Annotated in this window: 23 protein-coding genes and 1 tRNA gene; 13 read left to right on the forward strand and 11 right to left on the reverse strand. The window is 40.9% G+C overall.

What is annotated here, in order from left to right; genetic code table 11:
* Window positions 1-9: 9 nt before the first annotated feature.
* Complete coding sequence (locus HMPREF2750_RS05510; RefSeq protein WP_070582984.1) at window positions 10-1,380, forward strand: L-serine ammonia-lyase; 1,371 nt, start codon at window positions 10-12, stop codon at window positions 1,378-1,380.
* 45 nt (window positions 1,381-1,425) lie between these two features.
* Here the strand turns inward: HMPREF2750_RS05510 and HMPREF2750_RS05515 are convergent, their stop codons facing one another.
* Entirely contained in the window at window positions 1,426-2,517 is a 1,092-nt protein-coding gene (locus tag HMPREF2750_RS05515) for a metallophosphoesterase (RefSeq protein ID WP_070582985.1), read from the reverse strand.
* 135 nt (window positions 2,518-2,652) lie between these two features.
* On the opposite strand from HMPREF2750_RS05515, the gene HMPREF2750_RS05520 reads away from it, so the two are divergent.
* The 6 genes from HMPREF2750_RS05520 to HMPREF2750_RS05545 all read left to right on the forward strand — a co-directional run bounded on the left by HMPREF2750_RS05520 (window position 2,653) and on the right by HMPREF2750_RS05545 (window position 7,712).
* Window positions 2,653-2,982, forward strand: a complete 330-nt coding sequence (locus HMPREF2750_RS05520) for a YbaB/EbfC family nucleoid-associated protein (RefSeq protein WP_005696839.1) — start codon at window positions 2,653-2,655, stop codon at window positions 2,980-2,982.
* A 61-nt stretch (window positions 2,983-3,043) separates the two neighbouring features.
* Window positions 3,044-3,646, forward strand: a complete 603-nt coding sequence (gene recR, locus HMPREF2750_RS05525) for a recombination mediator RecR (RefSeq protein WP_070582986.1) — start codon at window positions 3,044-3,046, stop codon at window positions 3,644-3,646.
* Between the two features lie 4 nt (window positions 3,647-3,650).
* Window positions 3,651-5,594 carry a DNA topoisomerase III gene (locus tag HMPREF2750_RS05530; protein ID WP_070582987.1) on the forward strand — a complete coding sequence of 648 codons (1,944 nt, stop codon included), beginning with the start codon at window positions 3,651-3,653 and terminating at the stop codon, window positions 5,592-5,594.
* A 116-nt stretch (window positions 5,595-5,710) separates the two neighbouring features.
* Complete coding sequence (secG, locus tag HMPREF2750_RS05535) at window positions 5,711-6,058, forward strand: preprotein translocase subunit SecG (protein ID WP_070582988.1); 348 nt, start codon at window positions 5,711-5,713, stop codon at window positions 6,056-6,058.
* Window positions 6,059-6,078: 20 nt separating this feature from the next.
* Window positions 6,079-6,164, forward strand: a tRNA-Leu gene (locus HMPREF2750_RS05540).
* Between the two features lie 126 nt (window positions 6,165-6,290).
* Entirely contained in the window at window positions 6,291-7,712 is a 1,422-nt protein-coding gene (locus HMPREF2750_RS05545) for a sucrose-specific PTS transporter subunit IIBC (RefSeq protein WP_070582989.1), read from the forward strand.
* 89 nt (window positions 7,713-7,801) lie between these two features.
* Here HMPREF2750_RS05545 and HMPREF2750_RS05550 read toward each other — a convergent pair whose 3' ends face one another.
* From HMPREF2750_RS05550 to leuA, 7 genes are all read right to left on the reverse strand, one after another.
* The gene (locus HMPREF2750_RS05550; protein WP_049356256.1) at window positions 7,802-8,269 is read right to left on the reverse strand and encodes a hypothetical protein; all 468 of its coding nucleotides are present in this window, start codon (window positions 8,267-8,269) and stop codon (window positions 7,802-7,804) included.
* Window positions 8,270-8,427: 158 nt separating this feature from the next.
* Window positions 8,428-9,276, reverse strand: coding sequence for a hypothetical protein (locus tag HMPREF2750_RS05555; protein ID WP_070582990.1), 849 nt, complete (start codon window positions 9,274-9,276; stop codon window positions 8,428-8,430).
* A 67-nt stretch (window positions 9,277-9,343) separates the two neighbouring features.
* Window positions 9,344-13,036 carry a methionine synthase gene (gene metH, locus HMPREF2750_RS05560; protein ID WP_070582991.1) on the reverse strand — a complete coding sequence of 1,231 codons (3,693 nt, stop codon included), beginning with the start codon at window positions 13,034-13,036 and terminating at the stop codon, window positions 9,344-9,346.
* Between the two features lie 175 nt (window positions 13,037-13,211).
* Window positions 13,212-13,814: a 3-isopropylmalate dehydratase small subunit gene (leuD, locus tag HMPREF2750_RS05565; protein ID WP_005696826.1), complete on the reverse strand. Its 603-nt coding sequence runs from the start codon at window positions 13,812-13,814 to the stop codon at window positions 13,212-13,214.
* A gap of 10 nt (window positions 13,815-13,824) precedes the next feature.
* Window positions 13,825-15,234: a 3-isopropylmalate dehydratase large subunit gene (gene leuC / locus HMPREF2750_RS05570; protein WP_070582992.1), complete on the reverse strand. Its 1,410-nt coding sequence runs from the start codon at window positions 15,232-15,234 to the stop codon at window positions 13,825-13,827.
* A 78-nt stretch (window positions 15,235-15,312) separates the two neighbouring features.
* Entirely contained in the window at window positions 15,313-16,389 is a 1,077-nt protein-coding gene (gene leuB / locus HMPREF2750_RS05575) for a 3-isopropylmalate dehydrogenase (RefSeq protein ID WP_070582993.1), read from the reverse strand.
* An 87-nt stretch (window positions 16,390-16,476) separates the two neighbouring features.
* Window positions 16,477-18,024 carry a 2-isopropylmalate synthase gene (leuA, locus tag HMPREF2750_RS05580; protein ID WP_070582994.1) on the reverse strand — a complete coding sequence of 516 codons (1,548 nt, stop codon included), beginning with the start codon at window positions 18,022-18,024 and terminating at the stop codon, window positions 16,477-16,479.
* 523 nt (window positions 18,025-18,547) lie between these two features.
* Between leuA and dprA the strand changes: the two genes are divergently transcribed.
* From dprA to pfkA, 4 genes are all read left to right on the forward strand, one after another.
* Window positions 18,548-19,666, forward strand: a complete 1,119-nt coding sequence (dprA, locus tag HMPREF2750_RS05585) for a DNA-processing protein DprA (protein ID WP_070582995.1) — start codon at window positions 18,548-18,550, stop codon at window positions 19,664-19,666.
* A gap of 63 nt (window positions 19,667-19,729) precedes the next feature.
* Window positions 19,730-20,506, forward strand: coding sequence for a peroxide stress protein YaaA (gene yaaA, locus HMPREF2750_RS05590; protein WP_070582996.1), 777 nt, complete (start codon window positions 19,730-19,732; stop codon window positions 20,504-20,506).
* Window positions 20,499-21,092, forward strand: coding sequence for a hypothetical protein (locus HMPREF2750_RS05595; protein WP_070582997.1), 594 nt, complete (start codon window positions 20,499-20,501; stop codon window positions 21,090-21,092). Before yaaA ends, HMPREF2750_RS05595 begins: the two co-directional genes overlap by 8 nt.
* Window positions 21,093-21,202: 110 nt before the next feature.
* A complete protein-coding gene (gene pfkA / locus HMPREF2750_RS05600) occupies window positions 21,203-22,168 on the forward strand; it encodes a 6-phosphofructokinase (RefSeq protein ID WP_070582998.1) in 966 nt (321 codons plus the stop codon).
* 77 nt (window positions 22,169-22,245) lie between these two features.
* On the opposite strand, the gene folA is transcribed toward pfkA, so the two are convergent.
* Complete coding sequence (gene folA, locus HMPREF2750_RS05605) at window positions 22,246-22,743, reverse strand: type 3 dihydrofolate reductase (protein ID WP_070582999.1); 498 nt, start codon at window positions 22,741-22,743, stop codon at window positions 22,246-22,248.
* A gap of 141 nt (window positions 22,744-22,884) precedes the next feature.
* Here folA and proB point away from each other — a divergent pair, with 141 nt between their 5' ends.
* Together proB and HMPREF2750_RS05615 are read left to right on the forward strand one after the other, a co-directional pair.
* Complete coding sequence (gene proB, locus HMPREF2750_RS05610; protein WP_070583000.1) at window positions 22,885-23,994, forward strand: glutamate 5-kinase; 1,110 nt, start codon at window positions 22,885-22,887, stop codon at window positions 23,992-23,994.
* A gap of 112 nt (window positions 23,995-24,106) precedes the next feature.
* A complete protein-coding gene (locus tag HMPREF2750_RS05615) occupies window positions 24,107-24,487 on the forward strand; it encodes a hypothetical protein (protein WP_049365632.1) in 381 nt (126 codons plus the stop codon).
* Between the two features lie 34 nt (window positions 24,488-24,521).
* Here the strand turns inward: HMPREF2750_RS05615 and HMPREF2750_RS05620 are convergent, their stop codons facing one another.
* Window positions 24,522-25,154: a BamJ family beta-barrel-assembly machinery protein gene (locus tag HMPREF2750_RS05620; RefSeq protein ID WP_070583001.1), complete on the reverse strand. Its 633-nt coding sequence runs from the start codon at window positions 25,152-25,154 to the stop codon at window positions 24,522-24,524.
* 22 nt (window positions 25,155-25,176) lie between these two features.
* The gene (gene asd / locus HMPREF2750_RS05625) at window positions 25,177-26,046 is read right to left on the reverse strand and encodes an archaetidylserine decarboxylase (RefSeq protein ID WP_070583002.1); all 870 of its coding nucleotides are present in this window, start codon (window positions 26,044-26,046) and stop codon (window positions 25,177-25,179) included.
* Window positions 26,047-26,137: the final 91 nt, after the last annotated feature.

Raw genomic sequence — 26,137 nt, forward strand, 5'->3', positions numbered from 1 at the left:
TGAAATAATATGATTAGTGTATTTGATATGTTTAAAGTGGGGGTTGGGCCATCCAGCTCCCACACTGTCGGCCCCATGAAAGCAGGCAAGCAGTTTATTGACGATTTAATCGAACAAGGTAAATTTGATTCGGTCGCGACCTTGCATGTGGATGTATATGGCTCCCTTTCTATGACAGGACATGGCCATAATACCGATATTGCGATCATTATGGGATTAGCCGGTTATTTACCGCATGATGTGGATATTGATCTAATCCCAACCTTTATCGAACAGGTTAAACAAACTAAAAAACTGTCGATTGCACAGGGTAAAAAAATGGTTAATTTCGATTGGGATGCCAATATGGTATTCCATAATTCCTTTTTATCATTGCATGAAAACGGTATGACCATTACTGCATTAGATGCTGATCGTAACGTGCTTTACCGCCAAACTTATTATTCTATTGGTGGTGGATTTATTGTAGATGAAGCGCATTTTGGTCAAGAGGAAGAAAATCCGGTGACTGTGCCGTATCCTTATCAATATGCTGAAGATATTTTGAAACATTGTCAGGAAAATGGCTTAATGCTTTCTACGGTGATGATGAGAAATGAGTTAGCATTACGCGATAAAAAATCAGTTGAAGCGCATTTACATAATGTTTGGAAAACTATGAAGGCTTGTATTGAGCATGGTGTCAATACAGAAGGCGTGTTACCTGGCCCATTAAAAGTGGTACGTCGTGCACCGTCACTTTATCGTCTCTTGCAAGCCAATAGTAATCGTCTTGCAAATGATCCAATGCATGTAATCGACTGGGTGAATATGTTTGCCCTTGCCGTAAACGAAGAAAATGCGGCAGGTGGACGAGTTGTGACCGCACCAACAAATGGTGCTTGTGGTATTGTGCCGGCTGTGCTTTCTTATTACGAAAAATTCGTAGGCCCTTTAACACAAGATGTGATTGAGCGTTATTTATTAACAGCGAGTATGATTGGTTCGCTTTATAAGATGAACGCCTCTATTTCTGGTGCTGAAGTTGGTTGCCAAGGTGAAGTGGGTGTAGCATGCTCAATGGCTGCAGCGGGTTTAACTGAAATCCTAGGCGGTACGCCAGTACAAGTGTGCATTGCTGCTGAAATTGCGATGGAACATAATCTGGGCTTAACTTGCGACCCTGTTGGTGGTCAAGTGCAAGTACCTTGTATCGAACGTAATGCCATTGCTTCAGTAAAAGCGATTAACGCTAGCCGTATGGCATTACGCCGAACCACAAATCCTCGCGTAACCTTAGATAAGGTGATCGAAACCATGTATGAAACAGGTAAAGACATGAATGCTAAATACCGTGAAACATCGAAAGGTGGCTTAGCGGTGAAAGTAGTGTGCTCTTAAGATTTCATTGATAATAAAAGAGCGGTCATTTTTGACCGCTCTTTTTTATTTTCCTTTTACATCGATAATGATCACTTCCGACTGCGATCCTAAGCGCATTGGAATGCCCCAGAAGCCGTAACCTGAAGTGACAAAAACATGTGGATTGCCAATCTTTTCATGGCCATAATCCAGACGATACATCATTTTCGTGATTAAACTCGCCGGGAATACTTGCCCTTTATGTGCATGCCCTGACACTTGAATATCAAGCGGGAGTGAAGCATGTTTTTCGATATCTGTTGGACGGTGATCCAATAGAATAATTGGTAAGTCAGTATTCACTTGTTTTAATAACGCCTCAGTATTTGGTCTATCGTGAGCAAGATTGTCATTTCGTCCAATCAGTACCAATTCATTATTTAACGTTAATGTTTCATCTCTTAACACGGTGATACCTGCTTTGCGAATTTCTTGATCAATTCGATCTTGGTCTCCAAATAAATCGTGATTGCCTAGTGTGGCATAAACACCCATTGGAGCCTTGAGTTTTGCCAGATGAGGTTGCATTTTTTCCGCTAAATAGGCATTGACGTTATCGTCCATAATATCGCCAGGCAGTAAAATGATATCCACCTTTTCCTGCTGCATAATATCAGCCAGTTTATCCAATTCTTTTCCGCCAAATAATTTGCCTAAATGGAGATCGCTTGCCATGCCAATTCGCAATGGTTTAATCGGTTTATCTAGCGTAATTTCATAATGAATAACACGGGTAACATAGGCGTTATACACACTTAAGGCTGTGATACCAATAAATAAAACGGGGTAAGCAATGCGCAAAGTGCGGTCAATTTTGGTGATGAATTTAGATTTTCGGAAAAGAAAATGAATACATCCCACGGCAATGCTCGCAAAGGCTGAAAAAAGAAGCAGCGCGAGCACTAAAGCAATAAGTCGAAATGCCGTAAAAAGCTTTAAAAAATGGCAAATAACTAAGACATTAGGAAGCAAAAAACTGGTAAAAGTGATAGTTCGTCTTGCCTTTTGGGAGAGTGGTTTGTTCAGCCACCAAATCAGTGTTTTATTAAAAATATAAATCAGCAGTTGTAACAAAATAATAGCTGCCGTAAATATAAAGTAATAACGAGTTTCCATTAGCGATTCCTAAATAAAAGTGCGGTCGTTTTTGACCAAGTTTTGAAGAGTGGAATAATAAATTTCTCTGTTCCCAAAGGCAAATTTTTTCGCTAAAATGCGGCTCGTTTTAGTTAATTTAAGAAGGAAAATCCAATGTTTGGAAAAGGCGGTTTAGGCGGCTTGATGAAACAAGCCCAACAAATGCAAGAAAAAATGCAAAAAATGCAGGAAGAAATTGCCCAATTAGAAGTAACAGGCGAAAGCGGTGCAGGTTTAGTAAAAATCACGATTAATGGTGCGCACAACTGTCGTCGTATTGAGATCGATCCTTCTTTAATGGAAGATGATAAAGAAATGTTGGAAGATTTAATCGCTGCAGCATTCAACGATGCCGTCCGTCGTGCAGAAGAATTGCAAAAAGAAAAAATGGCTTCTGTAACTGCAGGCATGCCATTACCGCCAGGAATGAAACTTCCATTTTAATTCATCGGGTGTGTGAGTTTATCGATTCACACACCATCCATTTTCTCCCATCATAAATACTATGCAAAGCAGTCCACTTTTAGAACATCTTATTGAAAACCTTCGTTGCTTGCCAGGTGTTGGTCCGAAATCAGCACAGCGTATGGCTTATCATCTTTTACAGCGTAATCGTAGCGGTGGGATGAACTTAGCGCGAGCATTAACGGAAGCGATGTCTAAAATTGGGTATTGTTCACAGTGTCGCGATTTTACCGAAGAGGATACATGCAATATTTGTAATAATCCTCGTCGTCAAAATTCAGGTTTGCTGTGCGTGGTGGAAATGCCGGCAGACATTCAGGCCATTGAGCAAACAGGCCAATTTTCTGGGCGTTATTTTGTCTTAATGGGGCACTTATCGCCTTTAGATGGTATTGGTCCAAAAGAAATTGGTTTAGATTTATTGCAAAAACGTCTGGTTGAAGAATCTTTCCACGAAGTGATTTTAGCGACCAATCCAACGGTGGAAGGCGATGCCACTGCTAATTATATTGCTGAAATTTGCCATCAACATAATATTAAAGTGAGCCGTATTGCTCATGGGATCCCTGTTGGTGGGGAATTAGAGACCGTGGATGGCACCACTTTAACCCATTCTTTCTTAGGTCGTCGTCAGATCGACTAATCTTATGCGCCTGTTTATTGCCGAGAAACCCAGTCTTGGGCGAGCTATTGCCGATGTATTGCCAAAACCTCATCAACGAGGTGATGGTTTTATTAAATGCGGCAATGATGATGTTGTGACTTGGTGCGTGGGGCATTTGCTCGAACAGGCAGAGCCGGATGCCTACGATCCGAAATTCAAACAATGGCGTTTAGAACATTTACCCATCATTCCTGAAAAATGGATTTTGTTACCGCGAAAAGAAGTCAAAAAACAACTTTCTGTGGTGGAAAAACTGATTCATCAAGCCGATGTTTTAGTTAACGCAGGCGATCCAGATAGAGAAGGGCAGTTGCTGGTTGATGAAGTGTTCAGTTATGCCAATTTATCAGCGGAAAAACGTGATGGTATTTTGCGTTGTTTGATTAGCGATCTTAACCCAAGTGCGGTCGAAAAAGCGGTACAAAAACTCCAACCGAATCGTCACTTTATTCCATTGGCCACCTCTGCACTGGCGCGTGCACGTGCGGACTGGCTTTATGGCATTAATATGACTCGTGCTTATACCATTCGGGGTCGCCAAGCCGGTTATGATGGCGTGCTTTCCGTTGGGCGAGTACAAACTCCTGTATTAGGTTTGATTGTTCGCCGTGATTTGGAAATTGAACATTTCCAACCAAAAGATTTCTATGAAGTGTTGGCATGGGTGAAAGACGAAAAAACGTCTGAAAATCCAACCGCACTTTTTTCTGCACTTTGGCAACCGAGTAAGGCTTGTGAGGACTATCAGGATGAAGATGGTCGTGTACTCTCTTTAGGGTTGGCCGAAAATGTAGTAAAACGCATTACGGAACAACCTGCCGAAGTGACCGAATATGTGGATAAGCGCGAGAAAGAAACCGCCCCTTTGCCTTATTCCTTATCAGCATTGCAGATTGATGCGGCAAAACGGTTTGGCATGTCAGCACAAAGCGTGTTAGATACCTGTCAGCGGTTATATGAAACCCATCGTTTGATTACCTATCCACGTTCTGATTGTCGCTATTTGCCGGAAGAGCATTTTGCTGAACGACATAAAGTGATGAATGCGATTTCACAGCATTGTCAGACTTATCAAACCTTGCCATCAGTGGTGGATAGTGAGCAACGTAATCGTTGTTGGAATGATAAAAAAGTGGAAGCACACCATGCAATTATTCCAACAGCTAACACACGTTCGATCAATTTAAGTATTGATGAACAACGTATTTATGAATTGATTGCACGCCAGTATTTATTGCAATTCTGTCCAGATGCGGAATATCGAAAAAGTAAAATTACCTTAAGTATTGCAGGCGGTACTTTTGTGGCACAAGCGCGCAACTTGCAAACCGCGGGTTGGAAAGAATTGCTTGGTAAAGAAGACGAAGATGAAAATCAAGAGCCGCTATTGCCGATCGTGAAGAAAGGGCAGATCCTGTATTGCGAACGAGGTGAAGTGGTGAGCAAAAAAACGCAACCGCCGAAACCATTTACCGATGCAACGTTGCTTTCAGCGATGACAGGGATTGCGCGTTTTGTGCAAGATAAAGAATTGAAAAAAATTCTGCGAGAAACGGATGGACTTGGCACAGAAGCTACCCGTGCAGGCATTATTGAATTACTGTTTAAACGAGGCTTTTTGACCAAAAAAGGACGCAATATTCACAGCACAGAAACGGGTCGGATCCTCATTTCAGCTTTGCCGGATATTGCTACGCAACCTGATATGACGGCACATTGGGAAGCGCAATTAACGGATATTAGTCAAAAACAGGCGAGTTATCAGCAATTTATGTTTACGCTTAATCAAATGTTGCCGGATTTAGTGCGTTTTGTTGATTTCACTGCATTACGTCGTTTAAGTCAGATTTCAAAAGGTTTAAGCACACCAGCAACAAAACGAAAAAGAGCGGTCAAAAAATCGGAAGATTTAAACGCTGAAAATTGATTAAACTTAATACAATTAAGTAAAAAAAATGGGAAAGCGCTTGCGAAAAGCGTGAATTTTATATAATATTTGCTCCCAGTTTTCTTGCGAAATCGCAATTTAGAGAAGAAAGAATAATGTACAATATTTTATTATTTGTTTATGTATTAATTTGTATCGCCTTAATAGGCTTTATCCTTGTTCAACAAGGTAAAGGTGCGAACGCAGGTGCGTCATTTGGCGGCGGTGCATCAGGTACTATGTTTGGTTCTGCCGGTGCAGGTAACTTTTTAACTCGTACCAGTGCAATCTTAGCAACTGGCTTTTTTGTGATTGCTTTAGTGTTAGGTAACATTAACTCCCACCGTGGCAACGTACAAAAAGGTTCGTTTGACGATTTATCTCAAACTGCTGAACAAGTTCAACAACAGCAACAACAAGTTGCTCCAGCGGTTGAAAACAAAAATAATGATATTCCGCAATAAGGAATAAAAACAGAATAAACGCTCTGGTGGTGGAATTGGTAGACACGCTATCTTGAGGGGGTAGTGGCCGCAGGTCGTGCGAGTTCAAGTCTCGCTCAGAGCACCAACTATAAACCGACTTAATCAAGTCGGTTTTTTTTCGCCTAAAATTTGTTTAGACCGCTAGTTATTATCCCCCGTTTTAGTTACAATCGGTCAATTTCTTTTTTTAGAAACCCATTAGGAGAGCACTATGAACTTCCCTCAAATCGCCCAACAAGTGATTGATAAACTTGGCGGTAAAGACAACATCGCCACAGCAGCACATTGCGCAACGCGTTTACGTATTGTGTTAAACGATGAAAGCAAAGTGGACAAAGAAGGTATTGATAACATTGAAGGCGTGAAAGGGCAGTTTGCTGTCGCGGGTCAATATCAAATTATCTTCGGTTCTGGCACAGTGAATAAAGTCCATGCTGAACTTACCAAATTGCTTGGTATCGGCGATGTGAGCAAAGCCGAAGTGGCAGAAGCGGCGTCAGACAATCAAAACTTATTGCAACGTTTGGTGAAAGGCTTAGCGGATATTTTCGTGCCAATCATTCCGGCAATCGTCGCAGGCGGTTTGTTAATGGGTATTCACTCCATGCTTACAGCGAAAGGTTTCTTCGTTGATGAATTAAGCGTGATTGATATGCACCCAGGTCTTGCGGATTTGGTGGACTTCATTAATACCATCGCGAACGCACCGTTTGTGTTCTTACCGGTATTACTTGGTTTCTCTGCGACCCGTAAATTCGGCGGTAACCCATTCTTAGGGGCAGCGCTTGGGATGTTGTTGGTTCACCCTGCATTAGCAGACGGTTGGAACTACGCATTAACCCTTGCTCAAGGCAAAATCCAATACTGGAATGTATTCGGTCTTGAAATTGAAAAAGTCGGCTATCAAGGCACGGTTATCCCAACATTAGTTTCTGCTTGGGTATTAGCAACCTTAGAAAAAACCTTCCGTAAATTTGTCCCTTCTTACTTAGATAACCTGATTACCCCATTATTCTCGCTCTTTATTGCAGGCTTCTTAGCGTTTACCGTCATTGGTCCAATCGGTCGTGAAGCGGGTTCATTAATTGCATCAGGTTTAACTTGGTTATATGACACCTTAGGTTTCGTGGGCGGTGCGATCTTCGGGGCATTCTATGCACCAATTGTTATTACGGGTATGCACCAAACCTTCATTGCAGTTGAAACACAATTATTGGCTGAAATGGCAAATACAGGTGGTACCTTTATTTTCCCAATCGCCGCAATGTCAAACATCGCACAAGGTGCGGCCTGTTTAGGTGTGGCAGTGGCATTAAAAGATCCAAAAGTACGTGGTTTAGCGGTGCCATCGGGTATCTCTGCATTATTAGGGATTACTGAACCGGCGATGTTCGGAGTGAACTTACGCTATCGTCAGGCTTTCTTTGCGGCGATGATTGGTTCAGGCCTTGCAAGTGCCTTTATCGCATTCTTTAATGTAAAAGCCATTGCATTAGGCGCAGCAGGCTTCTTAGGTATCCCATCGATCAAACCAGATAGCCTTGCGATGTACAGCATTGGTATGGTGATTTCATTTGTGGTGGCATTCACGCTTTCAGTCATTTTCGTGAAACGCGCACAAGCAAAAGCATAATTGAAATAAAAAAGAAAAAGCACGAGTTTAACCTCGTGCTTTTTTGTTTCGAAAAATGCGTCTAAAAATGACCGCACTTTCAGTGAGAATTAGCCTTCTCGACAATTTAACCAAGCTGTTCTCATGCCTTGATTGTTTTTGTAATACACCGAATTATGCTCGCGCGCAATCAGATCCACATGGCTTCCATCAATCGGCTCATAAGAGCGATAAATCACTTCAAAGCGATTTCCACGTGCATTTAAGGTACGATTTTCCACATGATCAAACGGCACCGCTTTTCCACCATCTAATTGGAAATAAATTCCAAAGTTATCTTTCATGCGGCTTTCTCTTGAAAGCGGGAAGTAAGTGGTTAAATAAGAATTTGAACCCGTTTCTGAATTACGGCAAGAATAGTAATAACGCTTGTAATCTTTCGGATTATTTAATTCCGCTTGGCTAATGTTATTTTTAAGGTATCGAGTTTTAACGGTTTTCTTTGGTTGTTGTGTTGTGGTACAAGCAAACAACCCTACGAATGCAGCCGTGAGTAATGCTATTTTGAATTTATTCATCGATAAAGTTCCGAGAGTAGAGTGAATGAGAAAGGGAATATGATAGCGAAAATTGGGGATTGTGCAAGGGGGAGTCAAAGTGCTGCTGATTTTGAGGAAGTTTTTATAGAAATTTGGCTCACTTTGGGATAAGTGAGCCATTGTAGAGATATGGCAAATTAATTTTGTTTTAAGCTCCAATTAATTATAGCTCTTAGTGTTTCATTAGTTAATTCAATCTCAGGAACTACAATATAAGGATTTTTTCTATTAGTATAAAAATAAATCATTTTATTATTTACATCAACATTAATAATATCTTTAGTTTTTATACTGAATGCATCATTAGATCCTGAAAATACAATTCTTTTATTTGTAAATGAAAGCATGCCTTCAGATTTATGTTCTAGATATTCTATTTTTTCTGAGTATCCTTTTGTTTTACCTATATTTATCCATAGGCCTTTTGCTACTCTAACATTTGCTCCTGCCCTTCCTGATGTATATTCTGTTTTTGTTTTTTTAGTAACGCTATTACAAGAAAATTCAATAGCAATAAATTCATTTTTTTGTAGTAAAAAATTGGATTCATCTATGCATTCAATATTTCCACTTTCAAATAATTCTTGGATAGAACGATTAAAATAATAGTTTAGATATTTTTGAGATAATGATTTGGATAAATGCAATCTTTTACAAACTTCATCTAGATCATCTATATCAGTAACTTTTTGAATGCAAGTTTCTATAAATTCAGATAAGAAACATTCTCTTACTTTTTCTGGAAGTAGAGATATAGACAGAAAACTTAACAGAGGTTTTTCATCTAAGTTAAAAATAGAGTAATGTAGTGACTTTAATTTAACTCTTTCTTTTTCCTTGTTTAAACCAAATTTCTCGAATTTTGAATAATACGCTTCAATATATTTATCAGCATCAAAATTATAGTTAAGTAATTTGGAGTTTTGTTCCTCATCGTTTTTTAATATTGTTATTTCTTTCGATTTGCTCTTAAATAATTTAAACATATGAATCTCTTATTAGCTAACGATAGAATAAATACCCATACAGAAAATAGGGAACTATAATAGAATTTTACTTCATCGCCACACCCAACCATTTCATCATCTCTCTCTCATCCCAACCTTTACGTTTGGCATAATCTTGAGCTTGGTCTTCATCAATGCGACCTAAAGTGAAATAGTTACTTGCAGGGTGGGTGAAGTACCAACCGCAGACGGAAGCTGCCGGCCACATGGCGTAGCTTTCGGTGAGTTTCATGCCGATGCGTTGTTCGACTTCCAATAAATCCCAAATCAAGGCTTTTTCTGTATGCTCAGGGCAGCTTGGATAACCCGGTGCAGGGCGGATGCCGACATAGTTTTCATTGATTAAACCTTGATTATCAAATTCTTCTTGCGTGTAGCCCCAAATGCGGGTGCGAAGCTCAAAGTGCAGGTATTCTGCCATGGCTTCCGCTAAGCGGTCGCCCACCGCTTGTAGCAAGATCGCGTTGTAGTCATCGCCTGCCGCTTTATAGCCTTCCACTAATTCCATTTCTTCAATACCCGCACAGACGGCGAACATACCCATCCAGTCTTTTTTGCCACTTTCGCGATCAGCAATAAAGTCACTTAAAGCAAAGTTAAACGGGCTTTTACTGTTTTTACCACGTTCGGTTTGTTGACGTAATCCATAGGCCGTGCCAATTTGTTGTGTACGTTCTTCATCAGCGAAAATCACGACATCATCGCCCACACGTTCCGCAGGGAAAATACCTAAAATACCGCTTGGGTTGAGCTTGTGGTTTTGCTCTAATTCATCTAAAACTACTTGTGCATCATTCCATACTTTGCGTGCTTCTTCGCCACCTTCTGGGTAATCAAAGGCATCAGGGTAACCACCCATTAAACCCCAAATGCGGAAGAATGGTGACCAGTCGATAAATTTACGTAATGTGGCAATCGGTACGTTTTTAAATTCCACAATGCCAGTTTGGTTTGGTGTTGGCGGCGCGTAATCTGCCCATTCACCACTAAAGCCATCAAAACGGTTTGCGCGAGCCTCTTCAATGCTGAGCTGTTTACGCAGTGGTTTACGGTTAGAGAAAGATTGCTGAATTTTCTCATAATCTTTCTTGAATTGTTCCCACAATGCCGCACGGCTTTCAGGATTCATTAATGTCGCACACACCGTCACCGCACGGGAGGCGTTAGAAGTATAAAATACACCGTGTTCTTTATATTTTGGATAAAGTTTAATTGCTGTATGTTCTTTAGAGGTGGTCGCACCGCCAATCATCACAGGCAGATTTAAGCCCAAGCGAGTCATTTCACCCAAGAAATATTCCATCTCATCTAGAGAAGGGGTAATTAAACCACTTAACGCGATGATGTCTGCTTTTTCATCAATAGCGGTTTGAATAATTTTGTCCGCCGGCACCATCACGCCCAAGTCAATCACTTCAAAGTTATTACATTGCATCACTACGCTTACGATGTTTTTACCGATATCGTGCACGTCGCCTTTTACAGTCGCAATCACCACTTTACCGTTGCTTGAACCTTTTTGTTTGGTGGCGTTGATAAACGGCTCTAAATACGCCACGGATTGTTTCATCACGCGTGCAGATTTCACCACTTGTGGCAGGAACATTTTACCGTCACCGAATAAATCGCCGACTACGTCCATGCCTGCCATCAACGGGCCTTCAATCACATCTAATGGGCTTGGTAAGGTTTGGCGGGCTTCTTCCGTATCTTCCACAATGTAAGTGGTAATCCCTTTCACAAGTGCGTGTTTTAAACGTTCTTCCACAGACCAAGTGCGCCATTCTGCGACAGAATCGACCGCACTTTCATCGTTGCCTTGATTGCGATATTTTTCTGCAATATCGAGTAGTTTTTCAGTCGCATCTGGGCTGCGGTTTAATACTGCATCTTCCACAATTTCACGTAATTCAGGATCGAGATCGTCATAAATCGCAAGTTGCCCCGCATTCACAATCCCCATATCCATGCCTTGCTTGATGGCATGATAGAGGAAGACGGCGTGAATGGCTTCACGCATCACGTTATTACCCCGGAATGAGAAGGAGACATTCGACACCCCGCCCGAGATTTTTGCGTGTGGTAGGGCGCGTTTAATGCGACCAGTGGCATTGATGAAATCCACGCCGTAGTTGTTGTGTTCTTCAATCCCCGTACCAATGGCGAAAATGTTCGGGTCGAAAATAATATCTTCTGGTGGGAAACCAAGTTGATTGACTAAAATGTTATAGGCACGGGTACAGATTTCTACTTTGCGATCTTCGGTATCGGCTTGTCCCACTTCATCGAATGCCATAACCACTACGGCTGCGCCGTATTTACGCACCAGTTTAGCGTGTTCGACAAAGATTTCTTCGCCTTCTTTCAACGAAATAGAGTTCACAATCGGTTTACCTTGTACCGACTGCAAACCTGCCTCAATTACTTCCCATTTAGATGAGTCGATCATGACTGGCACTTTGGCTGCATCTGGTTCGGTCGCCATAATATTGAGGAAACGGGTCATGCATTTTTTGCCGTCGAGCAAGGCTTCGTCCATGTTCACATCGATCACTTGTGCCCCGTTTTCCACTTGGTCAATAGCAATTTCAATGGCTTCAGCAAATTTGTCTTCTTTAATTAAGCGTTTGAATTTCGCCGAACCTGTCACGTTATTACGTTCACCCACGTTCACGAATAGGCTTTCATCATCAATATTGAGTGGCTCTAAGCCGGATAAACGCATTGCGGTTTTAATTTCAGGCAATTTACGTGGTGCAATACCTTGCATTGCATCGGCAAAGGCTTTGATATGCTCTGGCGTCGTACCACAACAACCACCGACAATGTTCAAAAAGCCACTTTCAGCCCATTCTTTAAGGTGTGCAGCCATCTCTTCAGCACCTAGATCATAGCCACCAAAGGCATTTGGTAAGCCTGCATTTGGGTGGACGGAAACATAGGTTTCGCTGATTTTAGATAGTTGTTCAACATACTGGCGAAGTTCTTTCGGGCCTAGCGCACAGTTCAAACCGAACGTTAGTGGTTTAGCGTGACGAAGCGAGTTGTAGAACGCTTCGGTGGTTTGCCCTGAAAGGGTACGGCCAGACGCATCGGTAATGGTGCCGGAAATCATAATCGGCAATTCCACGCTTAATTCTTCAAATACCGTTTCAATCGCAAAAATGGCGGCTTTTGCGTTTAACGTGTCGAAAATGGTTTCGATCATGATTAAATCAGCGCCACCTTCAATTAAGCCTTTGGTTGCTTCAGCATAGGCATCGACCAGTTCCATAAAAGTGACATTACGGAACCCCGGGTCATTTACATCTGGAGAAATAGAGGCTGTACGGTTGGTTGGCCCCAACACACCCGCGACAAAGCGAGGTTTTTCTGGCGTGCTGTATTTATCAGCGGCCAAACGCGCTAGCTTTGCGCCTGCAAAATTCAGTTCGTAGGCAATAGACTGTAAATCATAATCCGCTTGCGCAATGGTGGTAGAACTGAAAGTATTGGTTTCAATAATATCGGCGCCCGCTTGTAAGTATTTCTCATGAATCGCAGAAATTAGCAGCGGTTGGGTTAAGGTGAGCAAGTCATTATTGCCACGTAAATCCACCGCACTTTCTTTAAAACGCTCGCCTCTAAAATCAGCCTCGGTGAGTTTATATTTTTGGATCATCGTCCCCATTGCACCATCTAAAATAAGGATGCGTTCAGCGAGGGATTTTTTCAGTAATTCGGTTTGATTATGTGACATAGACAGCTCTTTTTAAAATCAATCAATATTGGTCGGAATAATAGGGATAAGCATGGATACTGTCAAATAAAAGGGGAGAAAGTGCGGTAAAAAAATGGAATGTTTTCAAAAAGAAAGGCGGACAATTTGTCCGCCGAATGGTTAGCAATATTTGCTGTCCGAGTAAAAAAACAGATTAACGTAAAAATGCCGGAATATTTTTTTCGTATTCACTGATGGCATCTTCATGTTGTAACGTCAAACCGATGTTATCCAAGCCGTTTAACAAACAATGACGGCGGAATTCATCCAGTTCAAAGTGATAGACTTTGTCACCTACAGTGACCGTCATCGCTTCCAAATCCACATGGATTTGTTTGCCTTCATTTGCCCACACCCATTGGAAAATTTCTTCCACTTCTTCTTCGCTTAAACGAATCGGTAACATGTGGTTATTTAAGCTGTTGTTGTAGAAAATATCCGCAAAACTTGGTGCGATCATCACTTTGAAACCGTAATCGGCTAATGCCCAAGGCGCGTGTTCACGAGAAGAACCGCAACCAAGGTTTTTACGTGCTAATAAAATGGTCGCACCTTGATATTGTGGATAATTCAATACGAAATCTGGATTTGGCTTGGTGCCTTCTACATCCAAATAACGCCATTCATGGAATAAGTGTTTGCCGAAACCTACGCGGGTAATGGCTTGTAAAAATTGTTTTGGAATAATCGCATCCGTATCCACGTTTGCTGCATCCAATGGCACTACTAAGCCTGAAAGTTGTTTAAATCCTGCCATTTTCTGCTCCTTAGTTTAATGTGACATCACGAATATCAACGAATTTACCGAACATTCCCGCTGCCGCTGCCATCGCAGGACTTACTAAATGGGTACGCCCATTACGGCCTTGGCGACCTTCAAAGTTACGGTTTGATGTAGAAGCACAGCGTTCCCATTCACCTAAACGGTCATCGTTCATCCCTAAACACATTGAACAGCCTGGATTACGCCATTCAGCGCCCGCTTCGATAAAGATTTTATCCAAGCCTTCTTTTTCTGCTTGTTCTTTCACTAAACCAGAACCTGGTACCACTAAAATACGTTTTACATTGTTGGCTTTTTTACGGCCTTTCATGACAGCTGCTGCGGCACGTAAATCTTCGATACGAGCATTAGTACAAGAACCGATAAACACTTGATCTACAGGGATATCTTTTAAATCAGTATTCGGTTCTAAACCGATATAATTCAACGCTTTTTCTGCTGAAGCACGAGTTACGGGATCGGTCATTTCTGCTGGATTTGGCACTGGCTGATCGATACCGATTACTTGGCCTGGGTTTGTTCCCCAAGTTACCTGTGGTGCAATGTCTTTGGCTTCTAACGTGATGACTGTGTCAAATTTTGCATCATCATCGGATTTTAAGGTTTTCCAATAAGCAACGGCATCATCCCAATCTTTACCTTTTGGTGCATGTGGACGACCTTTTAAGTATTCGAAAGTGGTTTCATCTGGTGCGATTAAGCCGGCTTTCGCGCCCATTTCAATCGCCATATTACAAACGGTCATACGGCCTTCCATAGAAAGATCACGAATCGCTTCGCCGCAAAATTCCACCACATGGCCTGTACCGCCAGCCATGGTTGTTTTACCGATGATGGCAAGAATAATGTCTTTTGCGGTAATGCCTGGCGCTACTTTGCCACGCACTTCAATTTTCATATTTTTTGCGCGGGCTTGCTTTAAGGTTTGGGTGGCTAATACGTGTTCTACTTCGGATGTACCAATACCAAATGCCAAAGCACCGAATGCACCATGAGTGGCGGTATGGGAGTCACCACAAACGATAGTCATGCCCGGTAAGGTTAAGCCTTGTTCAGGTCCCATGACATGCACGATACCTTGTTCTTTGGTGGTCATGTCGAATAATTGAATACCAGTCGCTTTCGTGTTTTTTTCAAGTTCCAATACTTGAATTTTCGCTTGGCCTTCAAGTTTGTTCACGTCGCGTACTTGAGTAGAAATACTGTGATCCATAGTGCCGAAAGTTTTACTGACTTGACGCACTTGGCGGCCTGCCACACGTAGACCATCAAAGGCTTGTGGACTGGTCACTTCATGGATTAAATGACGGTTAATATACAAAATCGGCGTTTCGCCTTCAGCTTCGTATACCACGTGGGCATCGAATAATTTTTCGTAAAGAGTTTTTGCCATAATTTTTCTCAATTCGTTAGAGTAGCAAGTGCGGTCAAATTTTAGGGTGTTTTTAAACCGCACTTTAATTGTTTTTTATTAGATTGCGTTAGCGATTAATGTACCCATTTCCGCCGTTGAAACAGGGGCAGAGTCATCGGCTAAATCACCCGTACGGTGACCACTTGCTAAGACTTTTTGCACGGCATTTTCAATGGCATCTGCAGCATCATTTAAGTTGAAGCTGTAACGCAACATCATCGCGGCAGAAAGAATTTGTGCGATTGGGTTAGCAATGCCTTTGCCTGCGATATCTGGTGCAGAACCACCTGCTGGTTCATATAAGCCGAAACCTTCTTCATTTAAGCTAGCAGATGGTAACATGCCCATAGAGCCGGTGATCATCGCGGCTTCATCAGAAATAATATCACCGAAAATGTTAGAGCAGAGGAGTACATCGAAAGATTCAGGCGCTTTGATTAACTGCATGGTCGCATTGTCGATATAAATATGATCTAAGGTGACTTCAGGGTAATCTTTCGCCACTTCAGTCACAGTTTCACGCCATAAGATTGAAGCTTGTAATACGTTCGCTTTATCCACAGAAGTCACATGTTTACGACGTTTCATTGCCGCATCAAAAGCCGCACGTGCAATGCGTTCGATTTCATATTTGTAATAAACTTCAGTATCGAATGCTTTGGTTTGTGCACCTTCACCTTCACGGCCTTTAGGCTGACCGAAATAAATCCCGCCAGTTAATTCACGTACAACCACCATATCAAACCCTTTTGCTGCAATATCAGCACGTAATGGACAGAATTTTTCGAGTCCTTTATAAAGGGTAGCAGGGCGAAGATTACAGAATAATTTGAAATGTTTACGCAATGGTAATAATGCACCGCGTTCAGGTTGTTGATCCGGTGGTAAATTTGTCCATTTTGGGCCACCTACAGAGCCAAACAAAATCGCATCAGCCTCATCACAACCTTTTAAGGTTTCGGCTGGTAATGGGCAACCACAATTATCAATTGCGGCACCACCCACATAAAATTCATTGAAGTTAAGTTTGAACCCGAATTTTTCTTGGACTTTGTTTAATACTTTAATGGCTTCAGCCATCACTTCTGGACCAATACCGTCTCCCGGTAGAACAGCGATGTTATATGATTGCATATTGTTTTTCCTATTTCAGTCACACCAAAGTGCGGTTAATTTTTTTCACATTTTCTCCCCTTTTAAGTAAAAGGGAGATTGGATAGATTAATGATGTTTGTGGCTTTTAATATCGGCAACTTTATGCGCACGATAAATGGCATTAATTGCATGAACTAAAGCAAGTGCAGAAGACTCAACGATGTCTGTTGCTAAACCAACACCATGGAATTTACGACCTTCGTGTTCAACCACGATATCCACCTGACCTAACGCTTCAGCACCTTCGCCTTTTGCGGTTAAGTTATAGTGGGACATTTTGATATCTAAGCCGGTTAAATTCAAGATAGCATTGTAAACCGCATCAACCGGACCATTACCACCGATAGAAGAGGTACTTAATTTATTGCCATCCAATTCCACTTGAACAAATGCAGTTGCTGGATATTCTTTAGTGGAGTGTGCAGAAAGTTTATCTAATACTAAACGATCTTCATCACCTTGTTGCATGTCGATAAACGCTAACGCTTCCAAGTCATAATCGAACACTTGGCCTTTTTTGTCTGCCAATTTTAAGAAAGCTTCATACAATTTATCTAAATCGTAATCTTGTTCGGTGTAGCCCATATCTGCCATGTGGCCTTTTACTGCTGCGCGACCAGAACGTGCGGTTAAGTTTAATTTCTCTTTCTTCAAGCCGATAGTTTCTGGTGACATGATTTCGTAGGTATTTTGGTTTTTTAACATACCATCTTGGTGAATACCGGATGAATGTGCGAAAGCATTTGAACCTACAATCGCTTTATTCGGTTGGATTGGCATATTACAAAGTTGACTCACCATTTGGCTAACACGGTGGATTTCTTGTGTGTTGATACGTGTATCCACGCCCATGAATTCTTGACGCACTTTCATTGCCATCACCACTTCTTCAAGTGAAGTGTTACCCGCACGTTCACCAATGCCGTTGATAGTACATTCAATTTGGCGTGCACCATTTTGTACAGCGGTTAAGGAGTTAGCCGTTGCCATACCCAAGTCATTGTGGCAATGTACGGAAATCACAGCTTTATCGATATTTGGTACGCGGTTACGTACTTCAGCAATAATATTGCCGAATTGATTAGGTAAGCAGAAACCAACAGTGTCAGGAATATTCACAGTTGTTGCACCTGCATTAATTGCCGCTTCAACAATACGACAAATATTGTCGATACCGGTACGTCCTGCATCTTCGCAAGAAAATTCTACATCGTCAGTATAGTTACGTGCATGTTTTACTGCTGCCACAGCCATTTCAACGACATCGTCAAAGGTACGTTTTAATTTGGCTTCAACGTGTAATGCTGAAACTGCAATAAATGTATGGATACGAAACGCTTCTGCCACTTTTAAGGCTTCAGCTGCCGCATCAATATCTTTAATTACCGCACGGGAAAGTGCCGCAACACGACTATTTTTGATATGGCGTGCAATGGTTTGAACGGATTCAAAATCACCTTGAGAGGAAACCGGGAAACCGACTTCCATCACATCCACGCCTAGACGTTCAAGGGCTAAAGCAATCTGTAATTTCTCTTTAACGGTTAAGCTTGCTTTTAACGCTTGTTCGCCATCACGCAAGGTGGTATCAAAAATAATAACGCGATCTGTCATAGTATTTTCCTTCTTTTATCACTCAAAGTGCGGTCATTTTTACCGTGATTTTAAAACGAAAAAACCCGCAATTTTAAAAGTGCGGGTTGATAATAGATTTTTTACATAAAGGTGTTTTTTATCCACAACTTAGCCGCACAAAGAATGTGAGAGCAGGAGATTGAGAGATAAAGACACAGCTTGGTACATAAAAAGATAATCCTGTAAAAAATTCTGTAAAACGCTGACCATATTACGGATAAAAATTTTGCTGTCAAATCATTTATCAGTGATTTATATCTAAAATGAATATCTCACCATAATCTTAAAAGTTTATTTCTCTAAATATAAACCATTGTTCGAAATTTATCTCTAAAAATGGCTTTTAAGAAGCCATTTTTGTTCTGTTTTATTCCTTGTTTCTGGTATGCAGATTTTTTCTAAAATTTTTTCGCTTTTTGCGATCTGAATCGCAGAATTAAGACAAAATTTTCATTTTTTGACACTAATCTCGTCATAATTCTCTTTTTAAAGGAGAGAATAAATGAGCGATTTTGCGTCGATTTTATTGCGGTTGTCACAAATACCCAAATTAGGCAGTGTGCGAATTCAACAAATTCTAGCCCATGTGAATATAGAAGAATTGTTAAATTATGATGAAGTGGCATTTCAACAAATGGGTTGGGAGGCTTTGCAGATTCGTCGTTGGTTTCAGCCAGAAATGAAATTTATTGAACCTGCTTTGAGCTGGGCAGAAAAAGAAGGCCATCATTTAATACACTGTTTTTCAGATGACTATCCTTTTTTACTCAAACAAATTAGTGGCTTTCCGCCCTTATTATTTGTGAAAGGTAATCTGATCGCACTTTCAGCACAGCAAATCGCCATGGTTGGAAGTCGTTATTGCTCCGCTTATGGGGAATATTGGGCAAAATATTTTGCGACAGAGCTTTCTCTCGCAGGATTAACGGTGACGAGTGGGTTGGCTGTAGGTATCGATGGATTTAGCCATCAGGCGGTGGTGGATATTCAAGGGCAGACCATTGCCGTATTGGGCAGCGGATTAGATCACATTTACCCCGCTAAACATCGCCGATTAGCCGAGCAAATTATCGAAAATAACGGGGCATTAGTTTCTGAATTTATCCCTACGCAAGCACCGATTGCTGAAAATTTTCCTCGTCGTAATCGCATTATTAGCGGGCTTTCATTAGGAACATTAGTCATTGAAGCCACAGAGAAAAGCGGTTCATTGATTACAGCACGCTATGCTTTAGAACAAAATCGCGATATTTTTGCCTTACCAGGGAATATTCAAAGTGAATACAGTCAAGGCTGCCATAAACTGATTAAGCAAGGGGCGATGTTGGTGGAAAATGTCAAAGATATTTTAGATAGCCTCAATCACAGCGTTGTTTTTCAGCCTCCAGTACATAATACGCAAATTAATAAGCCGATAGCTCAACCACTCACAGCAAAAACACTAGCCGTGGAACCAAGTCATCCTGAACTTTATCAGCATATCAGTTATACACCCATAAGTCTTGATGATTTATCGGTTGCATTGAATTTACCGGTGGATTTCCTTTTAGTACAGTTATTAGATTTGGAGTTACAAGACTTAATCGTCAATGAGAATGGACTCTATAAGCGGATAGCATAAACGGGGTAGAGTAAGGAGGCTATCCTGTGCTAAGATACGGTTCAGTTTTAGAAAGGAGAACCTATGTTAGCCATTATTTCCCCGGCAAAAACCTTAGATTTTGAAAGTGCGGTCAGAAATCTTCCTGTTTCTCAACCGCACTTGACGGATTATAGTGAGCAACTGATTGAAATCTGTCGTCAATTATCTCCCCAAGATCTTTCTTCCTTAATGTCTATCAGCGACAAGCTTGCAGGTTTAAATGTGGCTCGTTTTGCAGAATGGACAAAATCTCACAACGAAAAAAATTCACGCGCAGCCATTTGGGCATTCAAAGGTGATGTTTACACCGGTTTGGATGCGGATAGCTTATCTGATGAAGATGTGCTATTCGCTCAACGCCATTTACGTATGCTTTCTGGTTTATATGGCTTATTAAAACCTCTTGATTTAATGCAACCTTACCGCTTAGAAATGGGTACGAAATTAGCGAATCCCAAAGGGAAAGATCTTTATGCTTTTTGGGGCAACATCATCACTCAATCCGTGCAACAAGCGCTTGATGAGCAAGGTGATCGTATTTTGATCAATTTAGCCTCCGATGAATACTATAAATCAGTGAAAGAAAGCCAATTAGAGGCACAGATTGTGAAGCCTGTTTTCTTAGATAATAAGAATGGTAAATACAAAGTGGTCAGCTTTTATGCGAAAAAAGCCCGTGGTTTAATGTGTCGTTTTATCATTCAAAATCGTTTGGAACGTGTTGAACAACTGAAAGAGTTTGACCTTGGTGGTTATTGGTTTGATGCGACATCCTCAACTGAAAAAGAATTTGTATTTAAGCGAGATATCAATGAATAAAATCCTGGTTATATTGACCGCACTTTTACTCTCAGGTTGTGCGGCAAAAGTGAGTCAGCTTCAAACTCCTGAAAAAATTGAGTACAACGGCAAAACTTATAAACTTACTGCAAGCCAAGATTTGGATACGATTGCGCGCTATGTTTATCTTGCCGAGCCAGATACCTTAGAAAATTGGCAATCTCAAATTGAAGTGTTGCTTGATCGTGATTTATCCCGTTCTATTGAGCAACGTGTGGCATTGCGTGAGAAGGTATATCGTAATTTAGGCGTGACAGATTTCAAAATTCTTGCGAATTCAACGAATCCAAAAAAGCCCGCTACTGAGTTAAATGGTTATGTCATTTATGCTCCGACAGAACAAAATCCATCTTGGCAAGTGGATATTGCTAAGGGCAAAAATGTGCCACGTTGTGGTTTTGTGCAATATCAATATTCCCAAAAAGTGGAACAAGGTAAGAAATTTCAGCGTTTAAACACAGTAAAGATTGTGAAAAACTTACAAAAGTATTTGGTGGCGAAGGAAAGCAAAACATTACAAAAAGCCGATCTTTCTTGGAAATGTGAAAGTGCTTTCCATCACTAAAACTTATACTAGATCAAATTCCACGTAAATTTTAAAAATTTTTCTAGAGCAGAAATAATGGATGGTGTAATCTTGACGCCAATTATTCTTAGAGTTCAAAGTAGGTAAATATGATTAAAAAAATTGCTGTATTAACCAGTGGTGGTGATGCACCAGGTATGAATGCTGCCATCCGTGGCGTTGTTCGTGCAGCTCTTGCAGAAGGGCTTGAAGTATTTGGAATTTATGACGGTTATCAAGGTCTATATAACAATAAAATCAAACAGTTAAACCGTTATAGTGTGTCCGATATTATTAACCGTGGCGGTACATTCTTAGGCTCAGCGCGTTTCCCTGAATTTAAAGATCCTGCAGTACGTGAAAAATGTGCAGAAATTTTACGTTCTCACGGTATCGATGCTTTAGTTGTTATCGGTGGTGACGGTTCTTACATGGGGGCAAAATTGCTTACTGAAGAACATGGTTTCCCTTGCGTAGGTATCCCTGGCACAATTGATAACGATGTGGCTGGAACAGATTACACAATCGGTTATGAAACCGCACTACAAACAGCGGTGGATGCGATTGACCGTTTGCGTGACACTTCAAGTTCTCACCAACGTATTTCTATCGTGGAAATCATGGGTCGTCACTGTAGTGACTTGACTATTTCTGCAGGTATTGCCGGTGGTTGTGAATATATTGTGGCATCTGAAATGGAATTTAATCGTGAAGAATTAATCCGCCAAATTGAGCGTAGTATTATTCGCGGAAAACGTCATGCGATTATTGCGATTACAGAGTTAATCACTGACGTGCATTCTCTCGCTCGTGAAATTGAAGCTCGTGTAGGTCATGAAACCCGTGCAACCGTATTAGGCCATATTCAACGTGGTGGTTCACCTTGTGCCTTCGACCGTATTTTAGGCTCACGTATGGGCGTATATGCGGTAGATATATTGCTACAGGGTAAAGGTGGCTACTGTGTGGGTATTCAAAATGAAAAATTAGTTCACCATGATATTATTGATGCAATCAACAATATGCGTCGTGAATTTAAAGCAGATTGGTTAGAAATGGCTAAACGCTTAGAATAATCTTTTAAAGGTTATTTAAAACAAAAGAAATCGGGCTAAAACAATCATTGTTTTAGCCCGATTTTTATATGCTTAGATTAGGCTTTTAGTTTATTTTTCTTACGTTGCAAAATTAAAAAACGACAATCATAAGGATTATCTGCATCTGCTTGACGATATTCTTCAAACTCGATGTTCCATTCTGCCCAATTAATTTCAGGAAAGAACGTATCGCCATCAATGTCAGCTTGAATTTGCGTGAGGTATAGTTTATCTGCTTTAGGTAAATATTGTTTATATAACTCGCCGCCAATTAACATAATTTCATCAAATTTTTTGACAAAATCGACCGCACTTTCAAAATTCTCTTTCCAGATGACACCTTCATGTTCGTAAGGGGTACGTGAAAGGACAATATTGGTACGTTTCGGCAGTGGGCGACCAATGCTTTCAAAGGTTTTACGTCCCATAATTACCGGTTTGCCCGTGGTATTTTTACGAAACCAGGCTAAATCGGCAGGTAAGTGCCAAGGCATTTGATTATCTTTTCCGATGACGTTATTTTTTGTTGTCGCAACGATCAAACTTAATATCATATTTTCTATCCTATTTTTATTTTTTTGCATTATATCATAGCTATTCACAAAATCTGTATATGAGGTTGGATTTTTCGTGATTTTTATTAATTTTAGTGCTAATTTAACCGCACTTTTCTATTTTTTCACTGAGGATAAACTATGTCGGCAAATCGCAAAACAATCGTCGTAAAATTTGGTACTAGCACATTAACACATGGTTCCCCAAAATTGAATGCTCCTCACATGGTCGATATTGTTCGCCAGATTGCACAACTTCATCAAGCGGGTTTTCGTGTCGTGATTGTGACATCAGGGGCGATTGCTGCTGGACGACATTATTTAAATCATCCTCAACTTCCTCCAACCATTGCGTCAAAGCAGCTTTTAGCTGCAGTAGGGCAGAGTCAACTGATTCAAGCCTGGGAAAAATTATTTGCAATTTATGATATTCATATTGGACAAATTTTATTAACTCGTGCCGATATTGAAGATCGTGAACGTTTTTTAAATGCGCGCGATACATTACATGCGCTGTTGGACAATCACATTATTCCAGTGATTAACGAGAATGATGCGGTGGCAACGGCTGAGATTAAAGTAGGGGATAACGATAATTTATCGGCGCTAGTCGCGATTTTAGTGCAAGCGGAACAACTTTATTTATTAACAGATCAACAAGGTTTATACGAAAGCGATCCTCGTAAAAATCCAGATGCGAAATTAATTCCTGTGGTTGAGCAAATTACCGATCATATTCGTTCGATTGCAGGCGGTAGCGGTACAAATCTTGGTACTGGCGGGATGAGTACAAAAATAATTGCGGCAGATGTGGCAACGCGTTCAGGTATAGAAACAATTATTGCGCCAGGTAGCCGACCTGATGTGATTGTGGATTTAGCCTACGATAAACCAATTGGCACCAAATTTATTGCGCATCATTCAGATCGTCTAGAAAGCCGTAAGCAGTGGTTATTTGCCGCACCATCAGCAGGAATGCTGACGATTGATGAAGGTGCTGAAAATGCTATGTTAGTACAGAATAAATCGTTGCTGCCTGCAGGGATTACGGCTGTGGAAGGGCGTTTTTCACGCGGTGAAGTCGTCAAAATTAAGAATACCTCAGGTAAAGTGATTGCACTCGGTATGCCTCGTTATAACAGCGATGCCTTAGAATTAATCAAAGGGAAAAAATCTCAAGATATTGAGCAAATTCTTGGTTATGAGTACGGTGCAGTTGCGCTACATCGTGATGATATGATTGTGCTATAGCCTGCAATAGAAATCGGATCTCTCATATTTTCTGAACCTTCCTTTTATTTTGTCGGTCTATAAAACCATAAAAAGGGCAATAGCCCGATATTAAGTAGTAAAAGGAGACAACATGAGATTAATAGCAACCGTTTTAGCTGTTGGGCTATTAAGTGCTTGTACGCAGGGCTATTATGTAAAGCATCGTAGCCCCATTTCAGTGAGTAAGCACGTAAAACGTTTAAATACGACGGCTTGTCACGATAAAGATGACTGGTATTTAGATGGTTATCGTGTCGGGAAAGATTTCCAAGCACAAAGTCAATCTCAACTGAATAAACGAATTAACTTTTGTGGCCGACGCGTACCTGAAGAGCTGAGAACCGCATGGTTTAATGGATTTGATGCTGGCTCAAACGGCGTTCAGGTTGATATAGAGGGGTACGATGAGGATGCGATCTTAACCTATGATTATGACGATGATGATCGTTATAGCGAAGACGACGAAGAATAAAAAAGTGCGGTTAGTTTTAACCGCACTTTTTGTTTTAAAGGATATCGAGTAATTCGACTTCAAACACTAAGGGTGAGAATGGAGGGATAGATGCGCCTGCACCGCGCTCACCATAAGCCAATTCGTGTGGAATAGTGAGTTTCCATTTAGAACCAACAGGCATCATTTGTAATGCTTCAACCCAACCACGAATTACGCCATTTACAGGGAATTCAGCTGGCGTACCGCGTGCAACAGAGCTGTCGAATACGGTACCATCTGGTAATGTACCCGTGTAGTGAACTCGTACCTTGTCCGTCGCAGCTGGTTTGTTACCGTTACCTTCAGTTAAAATTTCGTATTGTAAACCGCTGTTAGTAACTTTTACGCCCGCTTTTTTCGCGTTTTCTTCTAAGAATTTTTTACCTTCTTCTTCAATCGCTTTAAATTGCGCTTGTTGTGCTTCAGTCGCTTGTTGTTGAAGCGCTTGAACAGAGTGCATTAAATCATTAATTTCTAATGCGGGTTGATTGCGGTTTAATGCATCGAAAATGCCTTTTGCTACCGCTTCAACAGAAATATCCATTTGGCTATCTGCTAATTGTTGACCGATTTGTAAACCGATACCGTAGCTGCCTTTTTCAGAAATACTTTCTAATTTTACTTGTTCAAAAATTTGAGCTGTCATTGTTTTTTCCTTTGTTGTAAAACTATTTTTTCAATGCCAAGATTTCACCCATGCGAACAGGTTCATCAACACTTAAATGATCGGCAATTTGTACTTGACCAGCTTGGAATAAATTAATTACGGTAGAACCAAGTTGGAACCAACCCATTTCTTGACCTTTGCTTAATTTAACCGCACTTTCACCTTCATAAGTCCAGACTTTTACTTCGTTATGACGTGGTGGGTTAATGACACCAGCCCAAACGGTACCGATACTCGCAGTGATTGTTGCACCTACTAAGATTTGTACCATGCTACCGAATTCAGTATCGAAGACACAAATCACACGCTCATTACGTGCGAAGAGATTCGGCACATGTTTCGCTAAAAATGGATTGACGGAGAATAAATCACCCGGTACGTAAATCATTTTGCGAAGTGTACCATCACATGGCATATGCACACGGTGATAATCACGTGGTGATAAATAAGTGGTGACGAATTCCCCATTTTTAAAGGTCTCGGTTAAATCTTTATCTTCCGCTAATAAATCGTTTAAGCTGAAGAAGTGACCTTTTGCTTGTAATAGGCGATCATCATCAATGTGTCCACATTCACTTACACGGCCATCCGCAGGGCAACAAAGTGCGGTTAGATTTTGGTTAATTGGTCGTGCATTTTCTTTTAATGGACGGATAAAGAATTCATTAAAACTGGCGTAATCACTGAATTTTTCTTTTTCAGCAATGCTCATATCAATGTTGTATTTTTTTGCAAACGCTTTAATCACAAAATGTGTCACTGCGCCCCATTTTTGTTTAGCTAACCAACCTGCTGCTTGTGTCATATAGATTTGTGGCATCACATATTGAAATGCAACTTTTAGGCGTTGCCAATAAGAAATTGGGTTCATTGATTTCTCCGATAAGATTAAAAAGTTGGGCGATTATAACAACTTATTTCACTTGTGCAATGTTAGCCGATGTTTTTGCGTAAGATCAAAG

It is taken from the genome of Haemophilus sp. HMSC066D02 (genome assembly GCF_001810545.1).
Lineage (GTDB): Bacteria > Pseudomonadota > Gammaproteobacteria > Enterobacterales > Pasteurellaceae > Haemophilus_D.